Origin of the sequence: Chryseobacterium artocarpi (assembly GCF_001684975.1) — a bacterium.
Taxonomy (GTDB): Bacteria; Bacteroidota; Bacteroidia; order Flavobacteriales; family Weeksellaceae; genus Chryseobacterium; species Chryseobacterium artocarpi.
In genome coordinates this window covers 391674-418521 of record NZ_MAYH01000045.1, presented here as the reverse complement: position 1 = coordinate 418521, position 26848 = coordinate 391674, and the positions used below count along the sequence as shown (strand labels likewise).

The 26848-nt window shown below is 35.1% G+C and carries 23 protein-coding genes; 10 read left to right on the top strand and 13 right to left on the bottom strand.

Annotated elements, in window-relative coordinates; translation table 11 throughout:
• Positions 1 to 185: 185 nt before the first annotated feature.
• Both BBI01_RS16705 and BBI01_RS16700 read right to left on the bottom strand, forming a co-directional pair.
• Positions 186 to 2390: a DUF5689 domain-containing protein gene (locus BBI01_RS16705; protein WP_065395775.1), complete on the bottom strand. Its 2205-nt coding sequence runs from the start codon at positions 2388 to 2390 to the stop codon at positions 186 to 188.
• An 11-nt stretch (positions 2391 to 2401) separates the two neighbouring features.
• Positions 2402 to 5131, bottom strand: coding sequence for a carboxypeptidase-like regulatory domain-containing protein (locus BBI01_RS16700; protein ID WP_065395774.1), 2730 nt, complete (start codon positions 5129 to 5131; stop codon positions 2402 to 2404).
• Positions 5132 to 5548: 417 nt separating this feature from the next.
• On the opposite strand from BBI01_RS16700, the gene BBI01_RS16695 reads away from it, so the two are divergent.
• Both BBI01_RS16695 and BBI01_RS16690 read left to right on the top strand, forming a co-directional pair.
• Positions 5549 to 6748 carry an endonuclease/exonuclease/phosphatase family protein gene (locus BBI01_RS16695; protein ID WP_065395773.1) on the top strand — a complete coding sequence of 400 codons (1200 nt, stop codon included), beginning with the start codon at positions 5549 to 5551 and terminating at the stop codon, positions 6746 to 6748.
• A 51-nt stretch (positions 6749 to 6799) separates the two neighbouring features.
• The gene (locus tag BBI01_RS16690) at positions 6800 to 7222 is read left to right on the top strand and encodes a DUF6146 family protein (RefSeq protein ID WP_065395772.1); all 423 of its coding nucleotides are present in this window, start codon (positions 6800 to 6802) and stop codon (positions 7220 to 7222) included.
• Positions 7223 to 7289: 67 nt separating this feature from the next.
• On the opposite strand, the gene BBI01_RS16685 is transcribed toward BBI01_RS16690, so the two are convergent.
• Positions 7290 to 7886, bottom strand: a complete 597-nt coding sequence (locus BBI01_RS16685; protein WP_065395771.1) for a superoxide dismutase — start codon at positions 7884 to 7886, stop codon at positions 7290 to 7292.
• A 211-nt stretch (positions 7887 to 8097) separates the two neighbouring features.
• Positions 8098 to 9909: a transcription termination factor Rho gene (rho, locus tag BBI01_RS16680; RefSeq protein ID WP_065395770.1), complete on the bottom strand. Its 1812-nt coding sequence runs from the start codon at positions 9907 to 9909 to the stop codon at positions 8098 to 8100.
• Positions 9910 to 10053: 144 nt separating this feature from the next.
• Here rho and BBI01_RS16675 point away from each other — a divergent pair, with 144 nt between their 5' ends.
• The 4 genes from BBI01_RS16675 to BBI01_RS16660 all read left to right on the top strand — a co-directional run bounded on the left by BBI01_RS16675 (position 10054) and on the right by BBI01_RS16660 (position 14026).
• Positions 10054 to 10443 (top strand): DUF4293 family protein, encoded by a 390-nt coding sequence (locus BBI01_RS16675; protein WP_065395769.1) that lies wholly within the window; start codon positions 10054 to 10056, stop codon positions 10441 to 10443.
• Between the two features lie 107 nt (positions 10444 to 10550).
• Complete coding sequence (locus BBI01_RS16670; RefSeq protein ID WP_065395768.1) at positions 10551 to 11471, top strand: M28 family metallopeptidase; 921 nt, start codon at positions 10551 to 10553, stop codon at positions 11469 to 11471.
• A 344-nt stretch (positions 11472 to 11815) separates the two neighbouring features.
• Positions 11816 to 13654: an ABC transporter ATP-binding protein gene (locus tag BBI01_RS16665; protein WP_065395767.1), complete on the top strand. Its 1839-nt coding sequence runs from the start codon at positions 11816 to 11818 to the stop codon at positions 13652 to 13654.
• Between the two features lie 21 nt (positions 13655 to 13675).
• On the top strand, positions 13676 to 14026 hold the full coding sequence (locus BBI01_RS16660; protein ID WP_065395766.1) for a DUF1801 domain-containing protein: 351 nt from the start codon (positions 13676 to 13678) through the stop codon (positions 14024 to 14026).
• A 139-nt stretch (positions 14027 to 14165) separates the two neighbouring features.
• Here BBI01_RS16660 and BBI01_RS16655 read toward each other — a convergent pair whose 3' ends face one another.
• The 5 genes from BBI01_RS16655 to rsfS all read right to left on the bottom strand — a co-directional run bounded on the left by BBI01_RS16655 (position 14166) and on the right by rsfS (position 18846).
• Positions 14166 to 14819 carry a phosphatidylserine decarboxylase family protein gene (locus BBI01_RS16655; protein WP_065395765.1) on the bottom strand — a complete coding sequence of 218 codons (654 nt, stop codon included), beginning with the start codon at positions 14817 to 14819 and terminating at the stop codon, positions 14166 to 14168.
• 4 nt (positions 14820 to 14823) lie between these two features.
• On the bottom strand, positions 14824 to 15696 hold the full coding sequence (locus BBI01_RS16650; protein WP_065395764.1) for a phosphatidate cytidylyltransferase: 873 nt from the start codon (positions 15694 to 15696) through the stop codon (positions 14824 to 14826).
• A 24-nt stretch (positions 15697 to 15720) separates the two neighbouring features.
• The gene (locus BBI01_RS16645) at positions 15721 to 16302 is read right to left on the bottom strand and encodes an LUD domain-containing protein (protein WP_065395763.1); all 582 of its coding nucleotides are present in this window, start codon (positions 16300 to 16302) and stop codon (positions 15721 to 15723) included.
• A 135-nt stretch (positions 16303 to 16437) separates the two neighbouring features.
• Positions 16438 to 18459, bottom strand: a complete 2022-nt coding sequence (ftsH, locus tag BBI01_RS16640; protein WP_065395762.1) for an ATP-dependent zinc metalloprotease FtsH — start codon at positions 18457 to 18459, stop codon at positions 16438 to 16440.
• A 21-nt stretch (positions 18460 to 18480) separates the two neighbouring features.
• Complete coding sequence (gene rsfS / locus BBI01_RS16635) at positions 18481 to 18846, bottom strand: ribosome silencing factor (RefSeq protein WP_065395761.1); 366 nt, start codon at positions 18844 to 18846, stop codon at positions 18481 to 18483.
• An 87-nt stretch (positions 18847 to 18933) separates the two neighbouring features.
• Between rsfS and BBI01_RS16630 the strand changes: the two genes are divergently transcribed.
• A complete protein-coding gene (locus tag BBI01_RS16630) occupies positions 18934 to 19647 on the top strand; it encodes a biotin--[acetyl-CoA-carboxylase] ligase (protein WP_065395760.1) in 714 nt (237 codons plus the stop codon).
• Here BBI01_RS16630 and BBI01_RS16625 read toward each other — a convergent pair.
• The 4 genes from BBI01_RS16625 to BBI01_RS16610 all read right to left on the bottom strand — a co-directional run bounded on the left by BBI01_RS16625 (position 19641) and on the right by BBI01_RS16610 (position 23039).
• Positions 19641 to 20753 carry an LptF/LptG family permease gene (locus tag BBI01_RS16625; protein ID WP_065395759.1) on the bottom strand — a complete coding sequence of 371 codons (1113 nt, stop codon included), beginning with the start codon at positions 20751 to 20753 and terminating at the stop codon, positions 19641 to 19643. The genes BBI01_RS16630 and BBI01_RS16625 overlap by 7 nt on opposite strands.
• 7 nt (positions 20754 to 20760) lie before the next feature.
• Entirely contained in the window at positions 20761 to 21891 is a 1131-nt protein-coding gene (gene tgt / locus BBI01_RS16620; protein ID WP_065395758.1) for a tRNA guanosine(34) transglycosylase Tgt, read from the bottom strand.
• A gap of 66 nt (positions 21892 to 21957) precedes the next feature.
• Positions 21958 to 22326 (bottom strand): DUF4296 domain-containing protein, encoded by a 369-nt coding sequence (locus BBI01_RS16615; RefSeq protein ID WP_065395757.1) that lies wholly within the window; start codon positions 22324 to 22326, stop codon positions 21958 to 21960.
• Complete coding sequence (locus BBI01_RS16610) at positions 22323 to 23039, bottom strand: polyprenol monophosphomannose synthase (RefSeq protein ID WP_065395756.1); 717 nt, start codon at positions 23037 to 23039, stop codon at positions 22323 to 22325. Before BBI01_RS16610 ends, BBI01_RS16615 begins: the two co-directional genes overlap by 4 nt.
• 240 nt (positions 23040 to 23279) lie before the next feature.
• On the opposite strand from BBI01_RS16610, the gene BBI01_RS16605 reads away from it, so the two are divergent.
• From BBI01_RS16605 to BBI01_RS16595, 3 genes are all read left to right on the top strand, one after another.
• Positions 23280 to 23948, top strand: coding sequence for a DUF4271 domain-containing protein (locus BBI01_RS16605; RefSeq protein ID WP_083190132.1), 669 nt, complete (start codon positions 23280 to 23282; stop codon positions 23946 to 23948).
• Between the two features lie 12 nt (positions 23949 to 23960).
• Positions 23961 to 24701 (top strand): uroporphyrinogen-III synthase, encoded by a 741-nt coding sequence (locus tag BBI01_RS16600; protein ID WP_065395995.1) that lies wholly within the window; start codon positions 23961 to 23963, stop codon positions 24699 to 24701.
• A gap of 170 nt (positions 24702 to 24871) precedes the next feature.
• A complete protein-coding gene (locus BBI01_RS16595) occupies positions 24872 to 26818 on the top strand; it encodes a T9SS type A sorting domain-containing protein (RefSeq protein WP_065395755.1) in 1947 nt (648 codons plus the stop codon).
• Positions 26819 to 26848: the final 30 nt, after the last annotated feature.

Genomic DNA, 26848 nt, shown 5'->3' with positions numbered 1-26848 from the left:
TGATATAGATATGATTTTAATACATCAAAAATATTCCATTTGTCAATTTATTTACATTTGAGAATCATTCAAGATACAACTTTAAAAACACGAAAACTTTTGATCGTAATACCATGAAAAGTTTCAAGTCTATCCATAAAAAAACCGGTTCTAATGAACCGGTTTTGATAGTATAGGAATAATAATTATTCTCCTTTAATTTTGAATTCATCAATCTGCCATGTTGCAGCAGCGGATGTTGTAGATGTATATTTAAATGCAATTCTTACATTTTTACCAATGAAAGCACTTAAGTCTATATTTCCTGAGAATACCCAGTCTCCAAAAGCGCTTGTATTAGTATCTAAAGTTGCCTGTAGTGGAGTCCATGTTGTAGTATCTACATCACCTGTATAGTTATCAGTAGCAAAAATCTGGATTGCATTTCCTGAATATCTAACGTCAGAAGTAAAGGTTACAGAAGCCTTTGACTTTCCAACTAAACTTACCGCTTTTGAAATTAACCAATCTTCATTAGCAAAGTTATTATTAGCACCCCCTGCATTCCCATTCATATAAGCATAATAATTACTTCCGTTTCCACCCTGATTAATAGATTGCCAGAATTGGTTTGGTCCTATTTTATTTACTGTAGTCCAATCTGCACCAAAACCTCCCGCACCAAAACTATCACTATAAATAACAGGAAGTGGTGTATAAACGCTACCATCACATCTTGTTGGATTATTAAAACGAACATCTGTAAGTTGGGTAATCCATAACTGATAACTATTATTATAAACACTTAAAACAGCATAGATATCTCCTTTTCCTCCAGCAACTTCAATTGCTCCGGCAGTTTTGATTCCGAATGTTGCTTTTCCGCTAGTTCTTAAATCAATTTTATTTCCGAAACAGTCTTCTAATGTTCTGTTTGAAGTATTTGTTCCTTCTGCATATGTTCTTCCAAGATCACCATTAATAAATTCAACATCTTTAATTTTGATCCATCTTCCAACATCAGCCATAGTCAACTGAGAAATTATTTTTTCTGTAGCTACTACTGGTCTTGCAGGTGCGTTAGAATCATATAAATATTGATAAATATCTTCTTCTTTAATTCTGTATCCTATTGTTGAAGAACTGTCATTAGATCCTAACTGAAGCTCACCATTTACGTTTCTAATATAAAGTCCTTTCAATTTGATCATAAGATCTTTTCCTAGCTTAAATCTACTGTCAAGGTATAGGTCAGCCTTATTAATGTTTACTTTAATACCTCCTGTTGCATCTTCAATATAAAGGTATTTAAATAAGTTGGCTGATTCATCATTAGCAGTAACCTGTCCTTTTACATAGAAGTCTCCTGTAATCTGAACCAAACCACCTGAAGCTAATCCTGCAGCTAATTGCTTCACATCAACCACTGTTTTAGCAGTAAGACCGTTATCACTAAATTTACAAGGATTATTAGGTAGTAAGTCTAAACGAGGGAAGTGGTGATCTATTCCATCCGCACTTACTCCTTCCATATCCAAATCGGCAACTTTGTTAATATAAAGCTGAGTAGTACTGTTAAACTTACTGTAAACACCTGTCATCTTTCCTTTTCCAGCAGGCAGGGTCTGGTTTGCAAATGAAGCGTATCCACTGTTTCTTATAACAGCTGTTGAGGTATATTTCTTTGTAGAAGCATTAAATTTCTCACCAATACCTCTGTCTACAGTCTGACCGTTAGGCGCGAAGTTTGAACATAAAGATCTTGAATCAAATTCTACTTCAGGTAGCTGTACTAAACATCCGATAAGGTCTTCATTAGTTGCAAGTTCAGCTAAAGTTTTTATTAATGGTTTAATTTCTCCTCTTGTTGTACAAGATCTGAAAATAATATTAGGGACTGCTTTTTCAGGAATTCTGGAAACTGCATTAACGCCAGACTCACTTCCTGTTCTTACACCTAACTGTACTACATTTCCATAAGTACCTACAGCAAGCCCGTTAAGCTTAACATAAATTTTAGACCCTTGAGGAAATCTTGTATAGGAGCTTACAAGATCAACACTAATTGTAAAACCATGGGTAGGGTTTTCTAATGCATCCTGAATATAGATTGTTTTATAAATATTACCCGTCTCATCTGTAGAAGTCACATATCCTTGGATATACAAATCATCACTTGAGTCATTCGGGGTTTTGTCTTCAGGGAAAACATATGCTGCTTTTCCCGGGTTATTTTCTGCAAATTTCTTTTTTAATTCACTTAAGGTAACATTAGCCTGAAAATCCTGTACACATTGGTAACCTTCAAGATTCGGCTCATCATAATTATCATCCTGTACACACCCTACGGTTAACAATAGAGTGGCAGCAGTGATAAAAATGTATTTTAAAATTGGATTATATTTTTTCATTTTAGTTGTTATTAGAATCTTAAATAAACATTAGTAAAGAATGTTCTTCCTCTGTCATACCATAGTTTTGGACCGAAATAAGGAGTTCCTCTCTGGTATTCTGCTAGTGCATCCGGGAAGTTGGCATATCTTCCTTGCTCGAATCCACCAGTTACATAATTTCTGTTATTTAAAATATTATTTACCGAAATACTTACTCCTACTCTATATTTTCCAAATTGGAAAGATTTACCGGCATTAGCATTTAACATAAACTGATCATCAAATTTCGTTTGTGCAGTCAACATCTGAACAAGTTCTGGTGTAACACCGTCATATAACATGCCTCCTGTATTTGGAATAGTGTACATTGCTGCTGTTTTATTGATTGCGGAGAAATCCAAATATTGGTCCATCAGATAGTTGGCAGATGCTCCAACCCACCAGTACTTAGGTGAATTATATTTTAAGCCTAAAGAAAATGCTTTCTGAGGTGTTCCGGCTACTTTATAATCCTTGATATTAGCCTTACCATAGCTTCTGAATGCATTAAGATCATCAAATGTATATACATTAGGTGTATTTGTAAATTTATATTCACCTATACTTGCTACCCCAACTGCATTAATGGTAGGAGTAACTTTCACATCGAACCCTAATTCTGCACCAATATATCTCTTATCAGCACCGCTCATAGCCTCATTTACCAATGTATTGTACGATCCTGTATTGTTAGAAGAAACAGCTAAATAATATCTTGATATTTCTGTAGAATTACTGATTGTGGTATAGTACCCTGAAACTCTAAGTTTTAAAATCTGACCTCTCATGATATAGCTGATATCATTTGAATTAATCACCTGATTTTTAACTCCCGGAGTTAAGAAGTCTCCTACTCTTGGATTAATAAAGATTTCATTAAATGTAGGTGCTAAACTGAATAAAGCTCCATTATAAACGATAAAGTTTTTACCGTTGATTTTGTAAGTGATTTTTCCTTTAATTCCCGCATCTAACGCACTATAAACAGCACTCTTTCCTTTTGAGTTGTCCATAAACAATGCACTTCTGAACTTACCATCTCTGTAAGATTCTGAGTAAGATGAGAATACTGAAGCTACAACATTCCATTTATTGAAATCAACTTCTGTTGAAATATTTAATGAGTAATGATTTTTAGTCAATTCATAAGAATACTGGGTTCTATCTCCTACTCTAACTTCCGTATTAGGGTCATCAACATTATATTGAACATCATTATTAAAAGCATTAAGGTTATTTGCATAATTAGCTCCTAATAAATCTTTAATTCTTCTAAAATTATCAGATTTAAGGTTCTGATAATTGAAGTTAATATTCAATTTCCAGTTGTCTTTCAATCTTGTATCAAAGTGTGATGCAAAATTAAATGTTTTGTCTTTGTTTACATCTTCTACCAATGTATAAGAAGCTCCTCTCTTAGACTTATCCATATTGGTAAGGTTCAAACGGTTGGAATTATACATATAGTTCCAGTCGATTTGAGCCTGTTCTCTGAATTCATCAGCTGTCAAAAGTCCGAAGCTTGGTAATTTTCTGTAATATGTTGGATTCGGGTCTGCAGCGTGGAACCAATCTAGTCTACTTCTTGCATCACTACCGAACTGATAAGAAACTGTATTAATCCAGTTTGAATTTTTACCTACTTTTAAGTAATCTGTCAACATGAATACCGGTTCATAAACATTTCTGATTCTAGAGTTTCTCTTTTCTCCATCTTGCCATCCCCAGTATGAATTATAATTTTTCCCCATAAGGTCATAAACCTCCTGTGTATTTGGAGAATTTGAAGCTCTGTAAGTAGGAGACCCGAAAGCTGTTAAGTTAATAGAGTGTCTGTCACTGAATTTCTTTTCAATGGATGCAAAATAAGCGTAAGCATCCTGATATACTCCATCAAGAATAGCTCTGTCTCCCCATCTTCTACTTGCTGAGAATGTAAATGCCCAGCCATTTTTAGTAAGTCCTGAAGAATAAGTTGCGATTGCTCTGTGCAAATAACTTCTGTTTGTAAATGAGTACGCTAGTGAAGTCTGCTTTCTGTAGCTGGAAGCTCTCGTATTATAATAAACAGCCCCACCTAAATTCCCAAAAGTATATTCAGATGGAGTGATATTATCTACATTTTCATAAGGGTATCTTGTAACATCGTTCAAACCACCCCAGTTATTAAAGTCTATTTTTCCATCATCATTTTTAGACATGGAAACCCCGTTAAATAATACATCCTCAAATCTGTTGTCTACCCCTCTAGGTCTGAACCAGTAAGCACCTAATTCAAAAGCGGAAACATTTTGGAAAGCATCTCTTCCTGAGCTTAAAAGCCCTACCGTAGGCTGCATTGAAGAGCCCCCATCTTCGGTATCATTTGCTGAATCATCAATAACTATTACTCCTGCATCTGATCCTAAGTTGTAATTAAGTGTAATAACACCTAAATCTTTTCTCTTCTCATCCGCAGTCACATCAAACTCTAAGATCTTAGACTCGAAGCTTGGTTTTGTTACTGTGATAAGATAATGGCCAGGTTTTAAATCCACAAACTGGAAGTACCCAATTTTATCCGCTGCAACATCGTTGCTGGATTGTGCTAGATCTACTTCTGCTTTCTCTAAAGGCTTACCATCCTGATCTTTAACATACGCATAAACAGTTGTTTGCGCAAAGTAAAAAGATGCCGGCATTAACGTAAACAAAGAGATTAGGGATAGTTTTTTAATCATAATAAACTTATTTTTAACTCCTTCTTTATTTAAGGGGCAACAAATTTAGGACTATTTTCATTAACTCAAACATTTTTAGTTATTTATTCTATTAATTTTTCTTAACCTACCTCCATTATCCTAAAAAAATCCCCCAATTTTAATGAATCACAAAAAGGTGAGAATGATTTTCTATAAAGAAACCATAATGATCCTGTATTAAAATTATTAATTCCAAAACAAATAACTTATTTCATAAAAAAATCACAGATGATGAAAAAAATCAATAAATCCAGCAACATCCCTTTCAATACTCATCTTTTCATCATTCAATCTGATACTTAACTTTTTCTTAAACTAAACTCAGATCATTTTACTCTTTATTCTTATATAAAATTAGTAATTTTACCCCCTCAATTTTTTGAATATACTAAGAATATGAAAAAATATTTAGTCATTGCTGCCATATTTTGCTTTGGTACTGCTTTCTCACAACAGAAGCAGGTAAGAAGAGCAGCTGTCGCATTCCTGAACGTAGAAAACCTTTGGGACACAATTCCTTCCGCGGATTATATTGATGGAACCTTACCTCGTTCCAACCCTAAATTTCACAGAAGTGTACCTGTAGACTCTCTGAAGTATCTTGAAACTACAGAGGATTACAAGGGAGAATGGAGTGACGATCTTTTAATCGGAAAAAAAGTAATCAGAAAACAGTTCCTGTCTGAAGATTTTACTGTAAACAGCCCAAAAAGATGGGGGACAAAATATTATAACCAAAAGCTTGCAAATGAAGCTAAGGTAATTTCAGAACTTGGAAGACAATACACCAACGATAATCCTGCTATCTGCGGACTAATCGAAGTTGAAAACAGACAGGTTATTGAAGATCTTATCAAACAACCTGCGTTGGCAAAAAGTAATTATGGAATTGTACATTTCAATTCTTACGATGCCAGAGGTATTGATGTAGCGATCATTTATCAGAAAGGAAGATTCTCTGTACTTGATTCTTATAAAAAAGAAATCAAGATCTATGATGAAAACGGAAAAAGAGAATACACCAGAGATATTGTAATTGCAATAGGATTACTTGACGGTGAAAAAGTAGGTATCTTTATGAATCACTGGCCTTCCAGAAGAGGAGGTGAAGCAATTTCTCTTGCTAAAAGAAATACTGCAGCCACAGTCCTAAAAAACGAAATGGATAAAGTAACTGCTGAAAATCCAGGAATTAAATTATTCGCAATGGGTGACTATAACGATGATCCTGTAAGCCCAAGTTTGAAAAAACACCTTGCAGCTGTAGGTGATCCAAGTGAATTATCAGACAAGACTCCTTATTACAACTTAATGTATAAATTATATAAGGCTGGTGTAGCTTCTTTAGCTTATAGAGACGCTCCAAACTTATTTGATCAGATTATTGTTTCAAGAAATCTTTATTCTCCAGAAAAATTAACTCCTACTTATAGTATTTACAAAGCTGAGATTTATGCTCCTGCTTATTTAGTAAACAAAGAAGGACAATGGAAAGGATACCCGTTACGTTCTTGGGACGGAGACAGATTTACAGGTGGATACAGTGACCACTTCCCAGCGGTTTCTGTAATTCAGAAAGAATTTGTTAAAAAATAAATATAGAAAGGCACTCTTATTGGAGTGCTTTTTTTATGTAAATAATCAATCATGAAAAATTTTATTCTATTATTATGTATTGCTCTTATCCCCTACAGTTGTTATTCACAAAAAACACCGAAAAAAGATAAAGAGCAGCATGAAATGAAGCCTTCAAAAAATGAAGACGGAGAATGGGATCTTACTGTAATTGATACTCAATTCGATTACTTTCTTAGTGCTGTGGCAAAACCTATCAGCCAGTACTCTGAGTCTTACCTTAAGACAAAAAATACATTTCTTGTGAATGAATGGAATAGCTATTACAATTCAGGGAGATATCAAAACATTATAGAATCAGGAATAGACTATGACCCTAAAGAAAATTACGGGATCAAATTTGAATATAAACTATATCAGGTTTTCGTGTATGTAAACTGGAAGTATAAATTAAGAATGAACGGATTATCCGGAAGCGATGCTGTGAGATGGTAATCTTAATATTTACAAATAAAAAAGGTTCAGAAAATTCTGAACCTTTTATTTTTATAATAGCTGAAAATTATTTGTTGAATAATTCCTCTACTTTATCCCAGTTTACTACTTCAAAGAAAGCAGAAACATAGTCAGGTCTTCTGTTTTGGTAGTTTAAGTAATAAGCGTGCTCCCAAACATCTAATCCTAATACAGGAGTTCCTTTAACGTCTGCTACAGGCATTAATGGGTTATCCTGGTTTGGAGTAGAAGATACAGATACTGAACCGTCAGCATTTTTTACTAGCCAAGCCCATCCTGAACCGAATCTTGTTTTAGCAGCATCAGAAAAATCATTTTTGAATTTTTCAAGACCACCATAGTTTTCGATAGCAGCTTTTACGTTTCCTACAGGCTCTTTGCTTCCTCCAGGAGTTAAGATTTCCCAGAATAAAGAGTGGTTGAAGTGTCCTCCACCATTGTTTCTTACCGCTGGTTTGTCAGTTCCTGTCTGGCAGATCTCTTCAATAGTTTTTCCTGCTAGATCAGTTCCTTCGATTGCTTTATTTAAGTTGTCAATATACGCCTGGTGGTGCTTCGTATAGTGGATTTCCATAGTTCTTGCATCGATCGTAGGTTCTAATGCATCGTACGCATATCCTAATTTTGGTAATTCAAATGACATAATCTTTATTTTTAATGTTATACTTCAAAATTAGCCAATATTTAAGGTATTATCAAAGATTGGGGATTACTTTAATAAATCTTTAACATTGATATATTGATTTAGAATGAATTAAGTTTTAAAATATTTTTTCTATCCTGAATTTAGACTAAAAATAAAAAGCACGGATCATATAATACGATACGTGCTTTCTATTTAACAATAATTAAATTTATTTATTCATAGACATCAGGAATTCCTCATTATTAAGGGTACCTTTGATGTTCTTATCTACAAATTCCATTGCTTCTACAGGATTCATCTCAGAAAGATATTTTCTCAAGATCCACATTCTCTGTGAAGTAACTTCGTCAAGAAGAAGATCATCTCTACGTGTGCTGGATGAAACCAGGTCAATCGCAGGATAAATTCTTCTGTTTGCAATTTTTCTGTCTAGCTGAAGTTCCATGTTACCTGTACCTTTAAATTCTTCAAAGATCACTTCGTCCATTTTAGAACCTGTATCAATAAGAGCAGTAGCAATAATCGTTAAAGATCCACCACCTTCAATTTTTCTAGCAGCTCCAAAGAATCTCTTCGGCTTGTGAAGTGCATTGGCATCTACCCCACCGGAAAGAACCTTTCCTGATGCAGGAGTTACTGTATTGTATGCTCTTGCTAATCTGGTAATAGAGTCTAACAGAATTACAACATCATGTCCGCACTCTACCATTCTTTGTGCTTTTGCAAGAACAAGGTTGGCAACTTTCACGTGTTTTTCTGCTGCTTCGTCAAATGTAGAGGCAATTACTTCTGCATTTACACTTCTTTCCATATCAGTTACCTCTTCCGGACGTTCGTCAATCAGAAGAACCATCATATATACTTCCGGGTGGTTAGCTGCGATAGAGTTAGCAATATCTTTAAGCAACATTGTCTTACCTGTTTTAGGCTGTGCAACAATCATTGCTCTTTGTCCTTTACCAATAGGTGCAAACAAATCAACAATTCTTGTAGAAACAGTAGATCCGCTTCCTGCAAGGTTGAATTTTTCTTCAGGGAAAAGTGGTGTAAGATATTCAAATGCTACTCTGTCTTTAATAAACGCTAGATCACGTCCATTAACTTCTGTAGGTCTTAATAATGAAAAATACTTTTCACCTTCTTTAGGTAATCTTACAATTCCTTTTACTGTATCTCCGGTTTTTAAACCAAAGTTTCTGATTTGTGCTGTAGAAACATACACATCATCAGGAGATGAGATATAGCTAAAGTCTGATGAACGTAGGAATCCGTAATTATCAGGTAAAATTTCCAACACACCTTCAATGCTTACCATTCCGTCAAAGTTGAATTCTTTTTTGTGGTCCGCGTGCTCCTCTGCCTTTTCAGAATGCCTGTTTTGGTTCTGATTAGGATTTTGGTTTTGATGCTGATGTTGATTTTTATGTTGGTTTCCGCTGTTTTGCGGGTGATTGTTTCCTCTTGGAGATTTATTAGCCTGTTGTTGAGGGTTGTTTGGCTTTTCTTCAGCCTGAGCAGGCTCTTGGGATTCTGTGTTTTTAGGAGCTTCTGGTTTATCTTGTGAGACTTCAGTATTACCAGTGTTGGTAGGAACTCTTTTTCTTTTCTTTTTAGCTGAATTTGCGGCAGATGTTTCGTCTGTTGTTGCAGCTGTTTCTGCTTTGGGTTCCTCAGCTTTTATTTCTTCAGCAACCGGCGTTTTATCCTCTACTTTTTCTTCTACTACGGGTTCTGTCTGAGCTTTTGCTGCCACTCTTGGTTTAGCTGGTGCTTTCTTTGGGGCAGCCTTTTTTGCCGGAGCCTTTACAGTTTTTTCTGCTGGAGCTTCTTCAGTATTTGTGCTGGTTTCAGTGGCGTTGAAATAATCTTTTGAGACTTTTGGGTTGGAAGCCTGAAAGTCAAGAATTGCAAAGATCTTGTCATTTTCATTGCTATTTCTTGCAACTTTAACGCCCAAATCCTTTAAGATTTTAGTCAGTTCCGTTACGGATTTTGACCTTAACGTTTCTATGTTAAACATATTTAATGTAAAAATGTAATTAATTGTGAGTAAGAAAAGTAAGTCCGGTGACTTTTGTTTTCAAGTACATTGTATAATGCAAATCTACACTTATTTTTGAATTGTGCAAAATTTATGTTATTTTTGCCAAGAATTTAATATTCAATGCTACAGAGAATACAAACTATATGGACTTTATTAGCAGTTTTAGCTGCTGTTTTCCTTTTTATAACGGGACAGGATGTTGTTTTATCAGACACTATCCCGGTAATTAATATCGGAGCAATAGTACTTGTCATCATTGGTGCATTAAGTATTTTTAGTTTCAAAAACAGAAAAAGACAAATTTTGCTGAATACCATCAGCATCATTATAAACGCTTTGTTGATTGGTGTATTGGCGTACTGGTTACTAAACTTATCCGGAGGAATTCATTTTCCTGAGAAGGGTATTGAGCCGATTTTCCCATTAATTGCGGTAATATGTCTGCTTATAGCAAACGTATACGTCCGTAAAGATGAGAGGCTCGTAAAATCTGTAGACAGACTTCGATAGCCTTACAACGATTTTTTGAGTGAGAACAGTTCCTTATTGGAGCTGTTTTTTTATTTTTACACGGCAAGATATTTATAATCATTAAAAATAATATCAATCATCACCATATGAAAAAAATAACCTATCTCACTTTATCTCTGTTTTCAGCCTTTACTTTCGCACAGGAAGTATCACAGGAAAGAATAAAAACAGTAATTTCAACACTTGCCTCTGACGAAATGAAAGGGCGTGAAATCGGAACTTCTGAAAACGATAACGCAGCCCACTACATTGCAAATCTTTTCAAAGAAAACAACCTTGAATATTGCACAGGAAATTCTTATCTGATTCCTTTTGATTACAAAGGAAAAACTGCCTACAATGTATGTGGTGTAAAAAAGGGTAAAGCAAATAAGTTTCTAGGATTCTCAGGTCATTTTGATCATATCGGGACCAGTAATAACGAAGGTGACAATATTTATAATGGAGCAGATGACGATGCCAGCGGAATTACTACTTTAGTAGGTATTGCCGATTATTTCAAAAATAAAAAACCTGAGTTTTCAATGGTTTTCATGGCTTTTAATGGAGAAGAAAAAGGAATGCTGGGATCAAAAGCAATTTCTGTAGATCAGAATCTTGATCCTATTTACAATAATATGACTGCTCTTTTCAATTTTGAAATGGTCGCTACGGAATCTCAATGGGGAAAAAACGCATTGTACATGACAGGAGACGGGTTTTCAGATCTTGATGAACTATTTAACAAATATGCTGTAAATGGATTGAAAATAAATGCTGATCCATATGCCAGACAACAGCTTTTTTACCGTTCAGATAATGTAAGCTTTGTAAAAAAGAAAATTATTGCCCATTCCTTTTCAACAGTTGATATGTCAAAAGCAACTCATTATCACCATGAAAAGGATGATATGAGTGTTGTAAACCTTGATAATATGACGCAGATCATCAATAATTTAGGTAAATCGCTGGAAAAACTGAATCCTAAAAATTTCGCTCCAAAATATAACGATCAGGTGAAATTTTAAAATTTTCTCAATACTATATTTTAATTGCCACGAATGCACGAATTATTTTTATTTGTGCATTCGTGGCTAAAAAAATGCTATACCATCTAAAAACAGAAGGGTTTCAACACTTTTCCCTTGAGTGTTCTTCCACTTTCCTACTTCATACTTTTACGCAAAACTATTTCCCATAATTAGGCATCTTACCTATCAATGCAGAATGCGGATTTCGATATTATACATTTAAAATTCAGTCATTTGTAACAAATACAAATATTTTGAAACATATCCATTAAAGTAAAACAAGATTAAGAACGTCTTATCTTTTAATTTTGCGTAATTTTGCTATCCAATTTTTTCATTGAATGAACGAGTATAAAAAAATTCTGAGGTTCGCGAGACCCCACCAAAAATATATTTACGGAAGTTTATTTTTCAATATTCTGTATTCCGTGTTTCAGATTGCTTCTCTGGGAACTATTTTACCGGTTTTAGGGATGCTTTTCGGCACTATACAATCAGAAAAACAAGATGCTGCGCCAGTTTATTCCGGTGAAATCATAGACTTCTTCTCTTATGCTAAGCAATATTCCACTTATTATATACAATCTTTAGTTTCCGAGTACGGTTCTCTGAAGGTTCTTGCCTGGTTGTGTATTATTACAGCTTTTATGTTCCTTTTAAGAAATGTTTTCAGATATTTAGGAGCATTGCTTTTGATCAATTACCGTGTAGGTGTTACCAAAGATCTGCGTGGAGCGATGTACAGAAAAATTCTGTCATTACCTGTTTCCTTTTTTACCGAAAGCAGAAAGGGAGATATGATGTCCCGTATGTCTAATGATGTGGGAGAAGTTGAAGGAAGTATTTTGGGGAGTTTAGTTGAGTTAATCAACGCTCCTTTTATGTTGATCAGTACTTTGATCTCTTTATTTATTGTAAGTCCGGAAATGACACTTTTCTCTTTATTGGTACTTCCTGTAATGGGAACGATGATCGCCTTAATTGGAAAAAGCCTTAAAAAGGATTCTCATGAAGCACAACATGAATTGGGAACTATTTTCTCTATTGTAGATGAAACGTTGAAATCTTCAAAGGTGATTAAGATATTTAATGCTGAAAAGATCATGGATAGCCGCTTTATGCAATCTATGAACCGATGGATTTCAAGTTCAATGAGCTTGGGAAGAAAGAAGGAATTGGCATCGCCAATGAGTGAGTTTCTAGGTTCTATTACCTTTTTGATCATTGCATGGTATGGAGGAAAACAGATTATTGTTGATCAAAGTCTATCACCAGCAGGTTTCTTAGTATTTTTAGGAATGTTCTTCCAGATCTTACCACCGGCAAAAACTTTATCTTCATCTATTTCTAACGTACAAAAAGGAGAAGCCTCTCTGAAAAGAGTATTGGAAATCCTTGATGCAGATGTTAAAATTGAAGAAATTGCAGAACCTGTTTCTATTTCTACCCTTCAGAATAATATTGAATTTAAGAACATTGGATTCTACTATGATAAAGCCAATCTGATCCTTAAAAACTTCAATCTTACGATTCCAAAAGGAAAAACTGTTGCTTTAGTAGGACAAAGTGGAAGTGGTAAAACAACAATTGCCAATCTCTTAGCCAGATTTTATGATGTTTCAGAAGGAGAAATCTTAATTGACGGAACAGATATTAAACATTTAAAATTACAGGAATACCGCCAGCTTCTTGGAATGGTAACACAGGAATCCGTATTATTCAATGATTCTGTTTACAATAACATCCTGATGGGTAAACCTGATGCAACCAGAGAAGAAGTAATTGCTGCTGCCAAAATTGCAAATGCAGACACTTTTATCACCGGTCTTTCTGAAGGTTATGATACCAATATCGGAGATGATGGAAATAAACTTTCCGGAGGTCAGAAGCAAAGAGTTTCTATCGCAAGAGCTGTATTGAAAAACCCACCGATCATGATCCTTGACGAAGCTACTTCAGCCTTGGATACAGAATCCGAAAGATTCGTTCAGGATGCCCTTGAAAAAATGATGGAGAACAGAACCTCTCTTGTTATTGCCCACAGACTTTCAACCATCCAAAAGGCAGACTGGATCGTAGTAATGGAAAAAGGAACCATTGTAGAACAAGGAACACACCATGATCTTATTGCCAGAAAGGGAATGTACAACAAGCTTGTTGAGCTACAAAACTTTGACTAATTTTTTTAAAATCATATAAAAATGAACCCAATACAAGAGTATTTCTACAGAATCGAAGAGCCTGAAAGAAGTACTCTTCTTTTTTTACGGGAAACGATTCTGGCTTCAGATCCTGAAAATATTACAGAAACTTTCAGCTTTGGACTTCCCTTTATCAAATACAAAAAGAAAATGCTGTGTTATTTTTATTACAGCAAAAAATATAAAAAACACTACCTGAGTTTCTATCATGGTGATAAACTGGATTACCCGGAGCTTACCCAGGATGGCAGAAAGAAGTTTAAGATTCTTTTAATAGATGCCGAAGAGGATTTACCTGTAGACTTTATATTAAGCTTATTAGATGAAATAAAGCAGTATATTAAAGCTTAAGTTTCTAATCTATAAAAAACGGAGATAATCTCCGTTTTTTTTATTAGTGACATTCGTGCAACCCATTAGTGTAATTAGTGTTTACATACAAAAAAGACTGCTCTTTTCAGAACAGTCTTTAGTATGATGATTATAAATCTTAATCTTTCAATTTAGCGATCACATCCAAACCACCTTTGGTAATGTCACCAATCTTACAGATGATTTCTGTGTCTAGAGGCAGGAATACATCCATTCTTGACCCGAATTTAATAAACCCGAATTCATGTCCGGCACTAGCCTTATCTCCTTCATTACAATAGAACACGATCCTTCTCGCTACATATCCTGCAATCTGTCTGAATACCACTTTATGGTTTGTTTCAGTTTCTACAGCTACTGTTGTTCTTTCATTCTCTGTAGAAGATTTTTCATGCCAGGCTACCAGATATTTCCCTGGGTGGTACTTTTTGTAGATTACTTTTCCAGTAACCGGATATCTACAAATGTGTACATTCAGCGGAGACATGAAGATAGAAACCTGAATTGCCTTTCCTTTTAGGAATTCATTTTCTTCCACTTCCTTGATCATTACTACTTTTCCGTCAACCGGAGCTATTACATTCTCTTTGTGGTCAAGAATAGTACGGTTCGGAACTCTGAAAAACCAGAATACCAGACAGTAAATTACCAACAAAGGCATGATGATCAATAATGACCATATTTTAAGGAAATAAATGGCTAAAGCTCCCAATACTAGAAAAAGTATTGTTGCTACCGTAATCGTTCCTTTTGATTCTCTATGCAATTTCATGAGACTAAATAAATTTTTCTAAAATAAAGTACAAATATACGACAGGAACGCAGATAATAAAACTATCCAGCCTATCTAATACTCCTCCGTGTCCCGGAATGATGTTTCCACTGTCTTTTACACCGAAATTTCTTTTCAATTGACTCTCTACCAAATCCCCCAGTGGAGCAAAAGCAGCCACCAAAAATCCGACTACCATCCAGTTCGCACGAAGCTCAGGCTGATAATGTTCTATGAAGTAAGATAAAACCAATGTTAAAACAACACCTCCTGCATATCCTTCCCATGTTTTTTTAGGTGAGATTTTAGGAGCCATTTTATGTTTTCCGAAGAACTTTCCTACCAGATAAGCAAAAGTATCACTACTCCATATCAGAATAAACAGAAAAAGGACTTCCAGTGAAAAAGTATGATCATAACTTGAGAACTTTGGTAACCCCAAAGCAAAACTAAACGGAAGAGCTACATAAATGACCGTAAAAATCAGTTTCCCGCTGTCATAATACAATTCGTTCGGAAAATTAAATAAAGTCACTACAGCAATCGCAATCAATGCCAGTGCTAATATCTCACTTAATCTGAAGTCAAAGAAAAAATCGTGGTGAAAATATCTTTTGGAAAAGATATAGAAGATGAAAATTACCAACGGGTAAACAACCCATTTTTCATATCCTTTTCCGAATTTCATTATTTTAATGCATTCCCATGTTCCTACAACCAGCAAGAAACTTATCAAACCATGATAAAGATACTGTTGCTGAATAAGATCAGGAAAAACACTATTGATAAGTTGCACTCCCAGTGGAGTCGTACAAAGAATGATAATGGCTACATAAACTAGACCTGAAATGGTTCTTTGAATGAGGTTTTTGTCCAAAATTTAAAATTTAGATGTGGGTGCTTAATCTTCAAGCAGCAATAAAAACAATTTTGTATTGGAATTCGAAGAACTATCCATTTTAGACTGGCTTCCGCTGATGGAAGTAAGGTTCTTGATATTTCCGTTCCTTTTTATTTTCCCCATGGCATCATTCAGGTTGTTTACAATCTGTGAAACATTGGCTATGATAATAATTTTCTCAGGTAGCCTTGAGGAATGATAATGAAGGATATTATTGTGAGAAAGCATAATTCTTCCGTCATATGCTATCAGGTATTCACAAGTGATAAATGCAGCATCGTTGGATGGCTGCAGTTCTAAAGTGTAAGGAGACTTCACTACATTTAAGAAGTTCTGAAGTTCCTTATCCCAACAGAACAGGTTGTTTATACCTTCTATTTTGATAATTTGATTTAAAGTTTGTAGAGCTTCCGCTTCATCTGCACAATAATTAAAAAATCCTCCCGAATGCGTAAATAATTGCGCAAACTTATAGTCAAGATCCGCATTTTTCAGCGAGTCCCCTAGCTTTTCCAGGCTCTGTTTGTCTTCTTCCTCAGGCTGGTTGGTAAGTTTGCTTACAATCCTCTTGAATAAATTCAACTTAATCTATTTTTAGTCAACTTTATACAAAAATAGAAAATAAATTACAATAGATTTCAAAATATCTCCTTAAATATGAAAAAACCTGACAATTTTAAAGTTGTCAGGTTTTATATATCCAATTTTTTAAGGATTTTAAAGCTGTGTTGGGCTTTCTGGTGCCTGTATTTCGCTTTCTTCCTCTTTTTCTTTAATCTGAGGTGTTTCCAATACTTCCAGTTGTTCTTTTTCAGGAATTGTATTGGTAACCGGTTTCTCTGTCAATTCAGGATCCCAAGCTCTTTTACCGAAGATTTCTTCTAAGTCTTCACGGAAGATCACTTCTTTTTCTAGAAGCTTATTCGCAAGAGCATCCAACTTATCTTTGTTATCCGCAAGAATTCTGATCGCTCTCTCATATTGATTTTCAATAATTGATTTGATCTCTGCATCAATCTTAGTGGCTGTTTCTTCAGAATAAGGTTTTCCGAATGAATATTCAGACTGCCCTGAACTGTCATAGTAAGAAATGTTACCGATATTTGGGCTTAATCCGTAGATCGTTACCATTGCCTGTGCTCTCTTCGTAACAGTTTCCAGGTCAGAAAGTGCTCCTGTTGAAATATTATTGAAGATCACCTGCTCAGCAGCTCTACCTCCTAATGTTGCACACATTTCATCCAGCATCTGCTCAGTAGTTGTAAGCTGTCTTTCTTCCGGAAGATACCACGCTGCTCCTAATGAACGCCCTCTTGGAACGATGGTCACTTTTAAAAGTGGTGAAGCATGCTCTACTAACCATGAAATAGTTGCGTGTCCTGCTTCGTGATAAGCTACTCTTCTCTTTTCAGAAGGTTTGATTGCTTTATTTTTCTTTTCAAGACCACCGATAATTCTGTCTACAGCATCCAGGAAATCCTGTTTTGTTACTGAAGTATGATTATTTCTTGCTGCAATAAGCGCTGCTTCGTTACAAACGTTTGCAATATCCGCTCCACTGAAACCCGGAGTTTGCTTAGCAAGGAATTCTCTGTCTACATTATCATCAAGCTTGATTTTTTTCAAATGAACATCAAAGATCTGTCTTCTTTCATGAAGCTCCGGAAGGTCTACATAGATAGAACGGTCAAAACGTCCTGCTCTCATCAAAGCTTTATCAAGGATATCTGCTCTGTTGGTTGCAGCCATTACAATAACGTTTGTATCGGTACCGAAACCATCCATTTCAGTAAGAAGCTGGTTCAATGTATTTTCTCTTTCGTCGTTTCCGCCTGAGAAATTATTTTTCCCTCTTGCACGTCCGATAGCATCAATTTCATCGATGAAGATAATCGCCGGAGATTTAGCTTTAGCCTGAGCAAAAAGATCTCTTACTCTTGAAGCTCCTACCCCAACAAACATTTCCACGAAATCTGATCCTGAAAGTGAGAAGAAAGGAACTTTAGCCTCTCCTGCAACAGCTTTTGCCAATAAGGTTTTACCTGTTCCCGGAGGACCTACCAATAATACTCCTTTAGGAATTTTACCTCCTAATCTTGTATATTTTTCAGAGTTCTTTAAGAAGTCTACGACCTCCTGAACTTCTTCTTTGGCACCTTCCAATCCTGCAACATCTTTAAATGTTACCTGAATTCTTTCTTTTTCGTCGAAAAGCTTAGCTTTAGATTTCCCGATAGAGAAGATCTGTCCGCCAGGACCTCCGCCGCCGCCCATCTTTCTGAACAGAAGGAAGTAGAATAATCCTAAGATAGCAATCCAAATCAATGCGGATATTAAAATATCTGCGAAAGGACTTTTACCTGCTCCGTAATCTTTAGCTGTTTTAATAGCAGGATCCGTAGCTTTGATTTGTTCAAATTTTTGAAGGAAAAGCTGAAGGTCTCCAAATTTTACAGAATAATCTGCTTTAGGAGCCATTTCAAATGCGGAAAGAGGGTTGTTTTCTTTAGCTGTTTTAGAAACCATTGCTGATTTCGCTTCTTTGGTAAGGAAAACATCAGCTTTCTCTATGTCTTTGTATATAATTATATTTTGGACTTTCCCCGCCTGCATTTCTCTAAAGAAACCATCTTCATCAATAGATTTTGCAACATCTCCTCCTAAGAAATTGGAGCCAAAATATAGCAAAAGAGCTACGATTACAATAGGAAAGAACCAGTTGAATCCTTTGTTATTCATTTATACTTTTTAAAATTTTTATTATTCATTTTCAATTTTGGTAATGACTGCGTCACCCCAAAGCTCTTCTATATCATAGTACTCACGTACATCTTTTTGAAATATATGAACCACTACCGAAACGTAATCTACCAATACCCACATTGCATTTTCCGTACCTTCTACGTGCCAAGGTCTGTCTTTAAGATCGTTTCTCACTTTTTTCTCTACACTACCCGCTAATGCCGCAACCTGTGTATTCGAGTTACCGCTACATATTACGAACGTTTCCGCCACTGAGTTTTCAATATTAGAAAGATCAAAGATCATAATATCTTCACCTTTTACATCTTGAAGTGCTTCAACGATTTTATCTATTAGTGCTTGTTTTTCTGCTGTTTTATTCATTAAAAAAATACTATAATCTGCAAATTTATTGTTTTTTCTTTACTTTAACCTTACTTTTACTCCCTTAATGTCTTAAAGTTTTCTTAAATGAGTCAACTATTCTCTCTGAAAGAATGTTCTTCTACTAATGACGAAATATCAAAGTTTTTACTTTATGAAAATTCAGATTTTATTGGATTGCATACTTTCAATCAAACAAAAGGTCGTGGTCAGTATGGAAATGTATGGACTCAGACTGCCGGAAAAAACCTGGCATATACGCTGGCAGTGAATACCCAAAACATCCTGTGCTCCGACTTTATATTCAATTATTATACCGCAATTATTGTCAGGGATTTCCTTGCCAATTTGGCTGATAATGATGTGAAGATTAAATGGCCGAATGACATCATCCTTAAAGGTAAAAAAATCGTAGGAATTCTAATTGAAAAGAAAAAAATTAGTCAAAATAATTATTTCATCATCGGAACCGGGATCAATATTCTTCAGGATAAATTTGAAGAAATATCCAACGCAGGTTCACTTCTGACACAAACAGGTAAGGTATTTGACCTTGAAGACTTTGCTTTAAGCTACCATAAATTTCTTTCTGAAAAACTGAAAAACATTCCGAATGACCAGGAAATTTTAGACAGATTTAATGAAAATCTTTTCAGAAAAGACACCATATCTGTCTTTGAAATTGACAAAGAAAGACAAAATGGCATTATCCGAAAGGCAGATGACAAAGGTGAGCTTTGGATCGAACTGGAAGACGGAATGCATTCTTTTTATCACAAAGAAGTAAAACTCCTTTACTGATTGGCTCTTTTAAGGTAAAGATAAAGGGTAAGGGGAAGGAATACAAGATTCGGCAACCACATCGCCAATGCTGGTGATAAGCTTTTGTTTTCTGAAACCACTTTTAAAGCCTCAAATGAGAATACAAAAAGGAATGCCAATGAAATACCTATGGCAAGGTTAATTCCCAATCCTCCTCTCTTCTTCTGAGACGACAGGGAAAGTGCCAAGAAAGTAAGTATAATGATGGAAACAGGCATAGAAGTCCTCTGATGAAGTTCATTCAGGTAAGAATTCAGATTACTGTTTCCTCTTGCTTTTTCTCTTTCGATAAATTTCAGAAGCTCCGGAGTGGTTTTATTTTGTCCTAAAAGCTCATTCGGGAAAAGTTCTTCCGGTGCATGTCCGTAGTTTTTCCTAAGCTCTGTTCCATTACCTAATTTTTCTGAATTATCTTTATTAATGGTCTTTTCGTAGTAATTATTTAAGACAAACTGTTTTTTCTCCTGGTCCCAATATACATCACTTGCCTTAAGCTCGTACGTCATTTTTCTGCCTTTATCAAACTTCTGATAAACAAACCCGGAACCTCTTTTTTCTCTTTTATTCCAAGAGTCTACAAAGATATATTCGGTTTTACTAAGCTGTGAGGAAGCAGGAGCAGTTCCCAATATCTTTTCTTTATTGGCTGCATTATAGGTATAAGCTTCCAACTCGTTCTTTTTAATATTTGCCCAAGGAAGTATCATGTGATATACCAAAAGCGCTATCATTGCAATTAAAATGGATGTATACAAATAAGGTTTCGAGAATCTGTGAAAACTTGCTCCACTACTGATAATCGCTACAATTTCAGTATTATTTGCCATTCTTGAAGTGAAATAAATCACTGTAATAAATACAAGAATGGAAAGGAATGTCACCACAAGATTGATGATCCAGAAAGGATAGAAATGAATAAGAAAATACCCCAGATCAAGCTTTGAATCAAGGGCTTTTGCATTTTCAATCCTTGGGATTTTTTGCTGTACATCGATGACAAGCACCACTATAGACAATAGTACCAGCATGAAACTAAAAGTTCCAAGGTATTTCTTGATAATATATTTGTCTACAATTTTAAGCATATCTTTATTACAGTCTTTGTCTAAGAATTGGTACTACAGAATTTTTCCACTCATAGAAATCTCCTGCAAGGATGTGTTCTCTTGCTACTTTTACCAGATCAAGATAGAAAGCAAGATTATGTATTGAAGCAATCTGTTTTGCCAGATATTCTTTGGAAACAAAGAGGTGGCGAAGATACGCTTTTGAATATTCTTTATCCACAAAACTGGTTCCGAATTCATCCAAAGGCGAGAAGTCACGCTTCCATTTTTCATTTCTAAGGTTCATTACCCCCTGCCAAGTGAAAAGCATTGCGTTTCTGGCATTTCTGGTCGGCATTACACAATCCATCATATCGATTCCCAATCCGATAGATTCAAGGATATTCCAAGGAGTCCCTACACCCATAAGGTATCTTGGTTTTTCTTTTGGAAGAATGTCTGTTACTTCATCGGTAATTCTATACATTTCTTCTTCAGGTTCTCCTACAGAAAGTCCTCCGATAGCATTTCCTTCTGCTCCGGCTTCAGAAATCACTTCCGCAGAGATTTTTCTAAGATCTGAGTATGTAGATCCCTGAACAATTGGAAAAAGTCTTTGCTTATGTCCGTAAAGTTCAGGATTATCATTTGTCCATTCAATACATCTCTTCAACCAACGGTGTGTAAGCTCCATTGATGATTTTGCCTGGTTATAATCGCAAGGATAAGGTGTACATTCGTCAAAAGCCATGAAAATATCTGCTCCGATCTGTCTTTGGATTTCCATTGATCTTTCAGGAGAAAACATATGATAGCTTCCATCGATGTGAGATTTGAATCTCGCACCTTCTTCTGTCATTTTTCTGTTACTTGCTAATGAAAATACCTGAAAACCTCCTGAGTCTGTAAGAATAGGAAGGTCCCAGTTCATGAATTTATGTAATCCACCGGCATCCTGCATTGTTTCCATTCCTGGACGCAAGTAAAGGTGGTAAGTATTTCCCAGAATAATCTGAGCTTTAATGTCTTCTTTTAATTCTCTCTGATGAACTGTCTTTACACTTGCAACAGTTCCTACAGGCATAAAAATAGGAGTTTGAATCTTTCCGTGGTCTGTAGTAATCTCCCCTGCCCTAGCTTTTCCTTCAGAGGTTTTTTCTATATTAAAAAATTTCATCTGTATACTATTTTAATTCACCGCCATCAGCGATCTTTTTTGGGAAAACCCAACTTCATCATTTATTTATTGTACAAAAGAGGATGTGTTTCCGCTTTGTTTCAATTTTTCTTTAACGTATTTCTCTGCCTTCGGATCTTTTTTGAGTAAAATTTCCTGCGCATTATTTGTGATGTCGTTCATTTTCTCTTTGATCACGTAATATTTGAAACTTTCTGTAAAGTCGCTTGGTTTTACGTTATGAGATTTCAAAACGAAACGTGTACCTGCTTCCATGTTTTTGTCCTGATATGTAAAAATAGCCTGGTCATTAATCATAAGATCAGCAATCACTTCAGCCATCACATCCTGATCGATCAGGTTTTTAGGCTTATCGATATAATCGCTGCATGAAAACATAGTCAGCAAAACGAAAATAAAGATCAGTTTTTTCATAGCCTGTTAATAATTGATTTCCATTTCAGATTTAAAACACCAAAAACAGCTTCATGGATAATTCCGCCGTTCATTTTGCTTTCTCCTAAAATTCTATTGGTAAATATAATAGGAACTTCTACAATTTTGAAGCCTTTTTTATAAGCTCTGAATTTCATTTCAATCTGAAACCCATATCCTTTCAGCTTCACATTATCTAATCCTATTTCTTCCAGCACTTTACGTGAGAAACAAACAAAACCGGCTGTGGTATCATGAATAGGAAGTCCTAGAATAAATCTCACATATTTTGAAGCGAAGTAAGACAGCAGCACTCTTCCCATAGGCCAGTTTACTACATTTACTCCTTTTGAATAACGGGACCCGATTGCCATATCAGCATTCAGGCATGCTTCAAAAAGTTTAGGGAGATCATTCGGATTATGAGAAAAGTCGGCATCCATTTCAAAAATATAGTCATATTTATTCTCAATAGCCCACTTAAACCCGTGAATGTATGCTTTTCCCAAACCGTCTTTAATATGCCTTATAGACAAGTGTAAGTGGTGGGAATATTTTCTTTGTAATTCTTTTACTACTTCTGCTGTTCCGTCTGGAGAAGAGTCATCTACTACTAAGATATGAAAGTCATCCTCCAATGCAAAAACCGCGGAAATAATATTTTCAATATTTTCCTTTTCGTTATACGTTGGGATGATGACGAGTTTTTTCATTTCAGTTTGCAAAGATAGTTTATTTAACCTTTTTATTTTATACAAAATAATCTATAATTTTGCAAAAATATTACTCAGAGATTATATCATTACATCAGGAACTTTATTTATCAGTTTTGAATAGTGTGAAAATCATTGGGGAAATATACTTTAGCATAAATTTCATAAGTGAAGCAATAAAGAAAATCTATGCCAAGTTGTGTTATTTATCGTTAAATAAAAAAATAAAAAACTTAAAATTTGCCGTCATCACAAAACTTCATCAACCATGTAAGAATACCTGAGAACAATGATTGGGTAATTTTTATACTAGTAGGCTGTATATTTTTATATGTTTTCATGATGAACATTATAGAAAGAGATGCCAGTCTTAAGGATTTTCTGCTTCAAAAGTATTTTGATGCCAGTAATAACCTGCCAAGCTGGATCATTACTTCATGTGTGATCACGCTTACACTATCTGTACTGATTTCACAGTATATTCCGGTAGTTCCCAAATATATTGCGGATTTACAGGTTGGAGGATATCAGCTTAATAAGTTTGGTTATACTTTATTGGCGGTAATCTTTTTTTATTTAACAAAGTCTGCTTTAGGTTTTTTATTTTATCAAAGTATAGGGGATGGAAAAAAATGGACTATATTTTATTTCACCTCTACAAAATTTTATTTTATTCTGTCTTTTTTACTAATAATCTTGTGTATCACGCATTATTACTTCCCTATAGACAGAAATAAAATATTCTTATATTATGTCTCCTTCTTTTCTTTTGTATTCATTTTCAAAGTTTTTTTCTATTTATTTCACAAGAACAAGATTCTTCCGGAGAAATGGTATTATAAATTTTTGTATATTTGCACGCTCCAAATCGCACCATTATTACTGCTTTGGAAGTTGTTATTTTTTTAATAAATGTCAAAGATGAGAATAAAGTCTATATTGGTTTCTCAACCAGCGCCTAGTGAGTCTTCTCCATATCTGGATATAGCGAAGAAGGAAAAAATAAAGATTGATTTCCGTCCATTTATCCACGTCGAAGGGGTTGACAATAAAGAGCTCAGAACTCAGAAAATAGATCTGACGCAATATACCGGTATCATTTTTACCAGTAAAAATGCGATTGACCATTACTTCAGACTTGCAGAAGAGCTGCGTTTTGCAGTTCCGGATACAATGAGATATATCTGCCAGTCGGAAGCAATAGCCAACTACCTTCAGAAGCATATTGTGTACAGAAAAAGAAAAATCAGCTTTGGGGAGAAAAACTTCTCGGATCTGCTTCCTCTTTTCAAAAAGTTTCCAACTGAAAAATATCTATTGCCATCTTCAGATGTTTTAAGTCCGGACATTGTAAAAACTTTAGATTCTGCAAATGTAGAATGGACAAGAGCAATCATGTACCGTACGGTATGTAGTGATCTTACAGATATCAACATTAAAGATTATGACATGTTGATTTTCTTCAGTCCTCAAGGAATAAAGTCTCTGCAACAAAACTTCCCGGATTTCAAACAGGATGAAACCAAAATAGGAGTTTTCGGAAACACCACTTTAGCTGCAGCAGAAGAAGCAGGACTAAAAGTAGATTTAATGGCGCCAACGAAGGAAACACCTTCTATGACAATGGCTCTTGAGAAATATGTAAAAGCTCTTCATAAATAGCCTTTACTTTTATAAAATAATCAACCATCTTTTCAGTACGAAAGGATGGTTTTTTTATTATAAAACAAACCAAGAATTAACATTTTCACAGCAAAAATCAAATAGTTAGAATATTATCCCCTTTCCCCTATTGACAGTCTTTTTTATATATATTTAAAAAAACTTTTAGAATGAGAAAATTATTATTTTGTCTATTTTTATTGACAATTGTATTTGTCAGTGCCCAAAACGACAATTGTTCAGAAGCAACCTCTCTAAATGTAGGAACAAGTTTCAGTTCAAGTGTGGTTACCTCTAGCAATTTAGGAGCTACGACTGATGGAGAGCTTCCTTCCTGCGCTTCAGATGCTGTAGATAACGTATGGTTTACTGCTGTAGTACCTCAAAGTGGGAAAATCACCATAGAAACACGTAAAATAGACAACTCTGCGTTTGATGATTCTGTACTTACCGTATACAGTGGAACCTGTGGCTCTCTCAGCCAAGTCAGCTGTAATGATGATAATTATAGTAATGAAAATAGTCTTTCAAAGATCCAATTAACAGGGCAGACTCCAGGAGCCATTTTATATATAAGTGTATGGAAATATAATTCAGAAATAGACAATGGAGATTTCCAAATTTCTGCTTATGAACCCTTTCCGCCTACTAATGATAACTGTTCAGAAGCCAAATCTTTAACAGTAGGAGTTGATTTTTCAACTGGAGCAACCACCGTAGACAATACGGGAGCAACAACTGACGGTCCAACTCCTTCATGTGCACCAAATGCATTAAACAACATATGGTTTACAGCAGTAGTTCCTCAAAGTGGAAATCTTAAAGTCACTACATTAAGCACAAGTAATTCATCACTTTATGGAATTACACTTACTGCCTATAATGGTACCTGCGATTCTTTAACAGAGATTGATTGTAATACCAATGCGAATTCAACAATAACATTAATAGGACAAACACCGGGTTCAGTCATCTACATAAGTGCATCGAAAGAAGATTCTTACATAGACGACAGGGAGTTTCAAATTTCAGCTTATGATCCTATACCTCCAGCAAATGATGACTGCTCAAATGCAAAGCCTTTAACAGTAGGAACTGATTTTGATTCAGGGGCAATCACTACCAATAATTTTGAAGCTACTAGTGATGGAACCCCACCTTCGTGTAACCCATATTCTATTAATAATATTTGGTTCACCGCAGTAATCCCTCAAAGTGGTCAGTTAAAAATAGTAACCAAAAACATTCCCGAATCTTTATTTCATAGCCCAACCATTAGTGCTTATACCGGCACATGTGATTCTTTAATTGAAATAGGTTGTAGTGTTGATTATGATTATTCATCCATATTACTAACAGATCAAGTACCAGGTACAACCATATATATTAGTGTCTGGAAAAAAGATCAAGATATTGAAGATGGAAAGTTTCAAATTTCCACTTACGATCCTATCCCACCTATTAATGATAACTGCTCCCAGGCAACACTTTTAACAGTAGGACCCGATTTTGATTCAAATGTAATTACTTCTACCAATGCAGAAGCCTCTACTGATGGTACTTTACCTAGTTGTAATTCAGAGGCAAAAGACAATGTTTGGTTTAAAGTTATTGTTCCAGCAAGTGGAAATCTTACAATAGAAACAAATGACGCTCCCGATTCACCGTTTTATGATCCAATAATTACCGTATATAATGGAGATTGCACTTCTTTAACTGAAATTGAATGCAAACAGGGCTTTGATCCTTCTGTATTTTTAACATCACAGACTCCTGGTACTGCATTGTATATAAGTGTATGGAAACACAATCCATATAGCCACAACGGAAATTTCCTAATTTCAGCATACGATGATTCTATATTATCCACTCACGAAACTTCTAAAAATGGAAAGGAGATTACAGCGTTCCCTAATCCTTTTAATGATATCCTCACGATATCCGATATTTCTAATGTAAATTCAATTTTCATTACAGATACTGCAGGAAGAATGGTCAAAACTATAGATAAACCTACAGCCTCTCTTTATCTTAATGATTTAAAAGAAGGTCTTTATTTTGTAACCTTAACGATGAAAGACGGAAGTAAAAAAACAATTAAAGCAATTAAAAAATAACCCTGCTATCTAATATTAATAAAAAGGCTA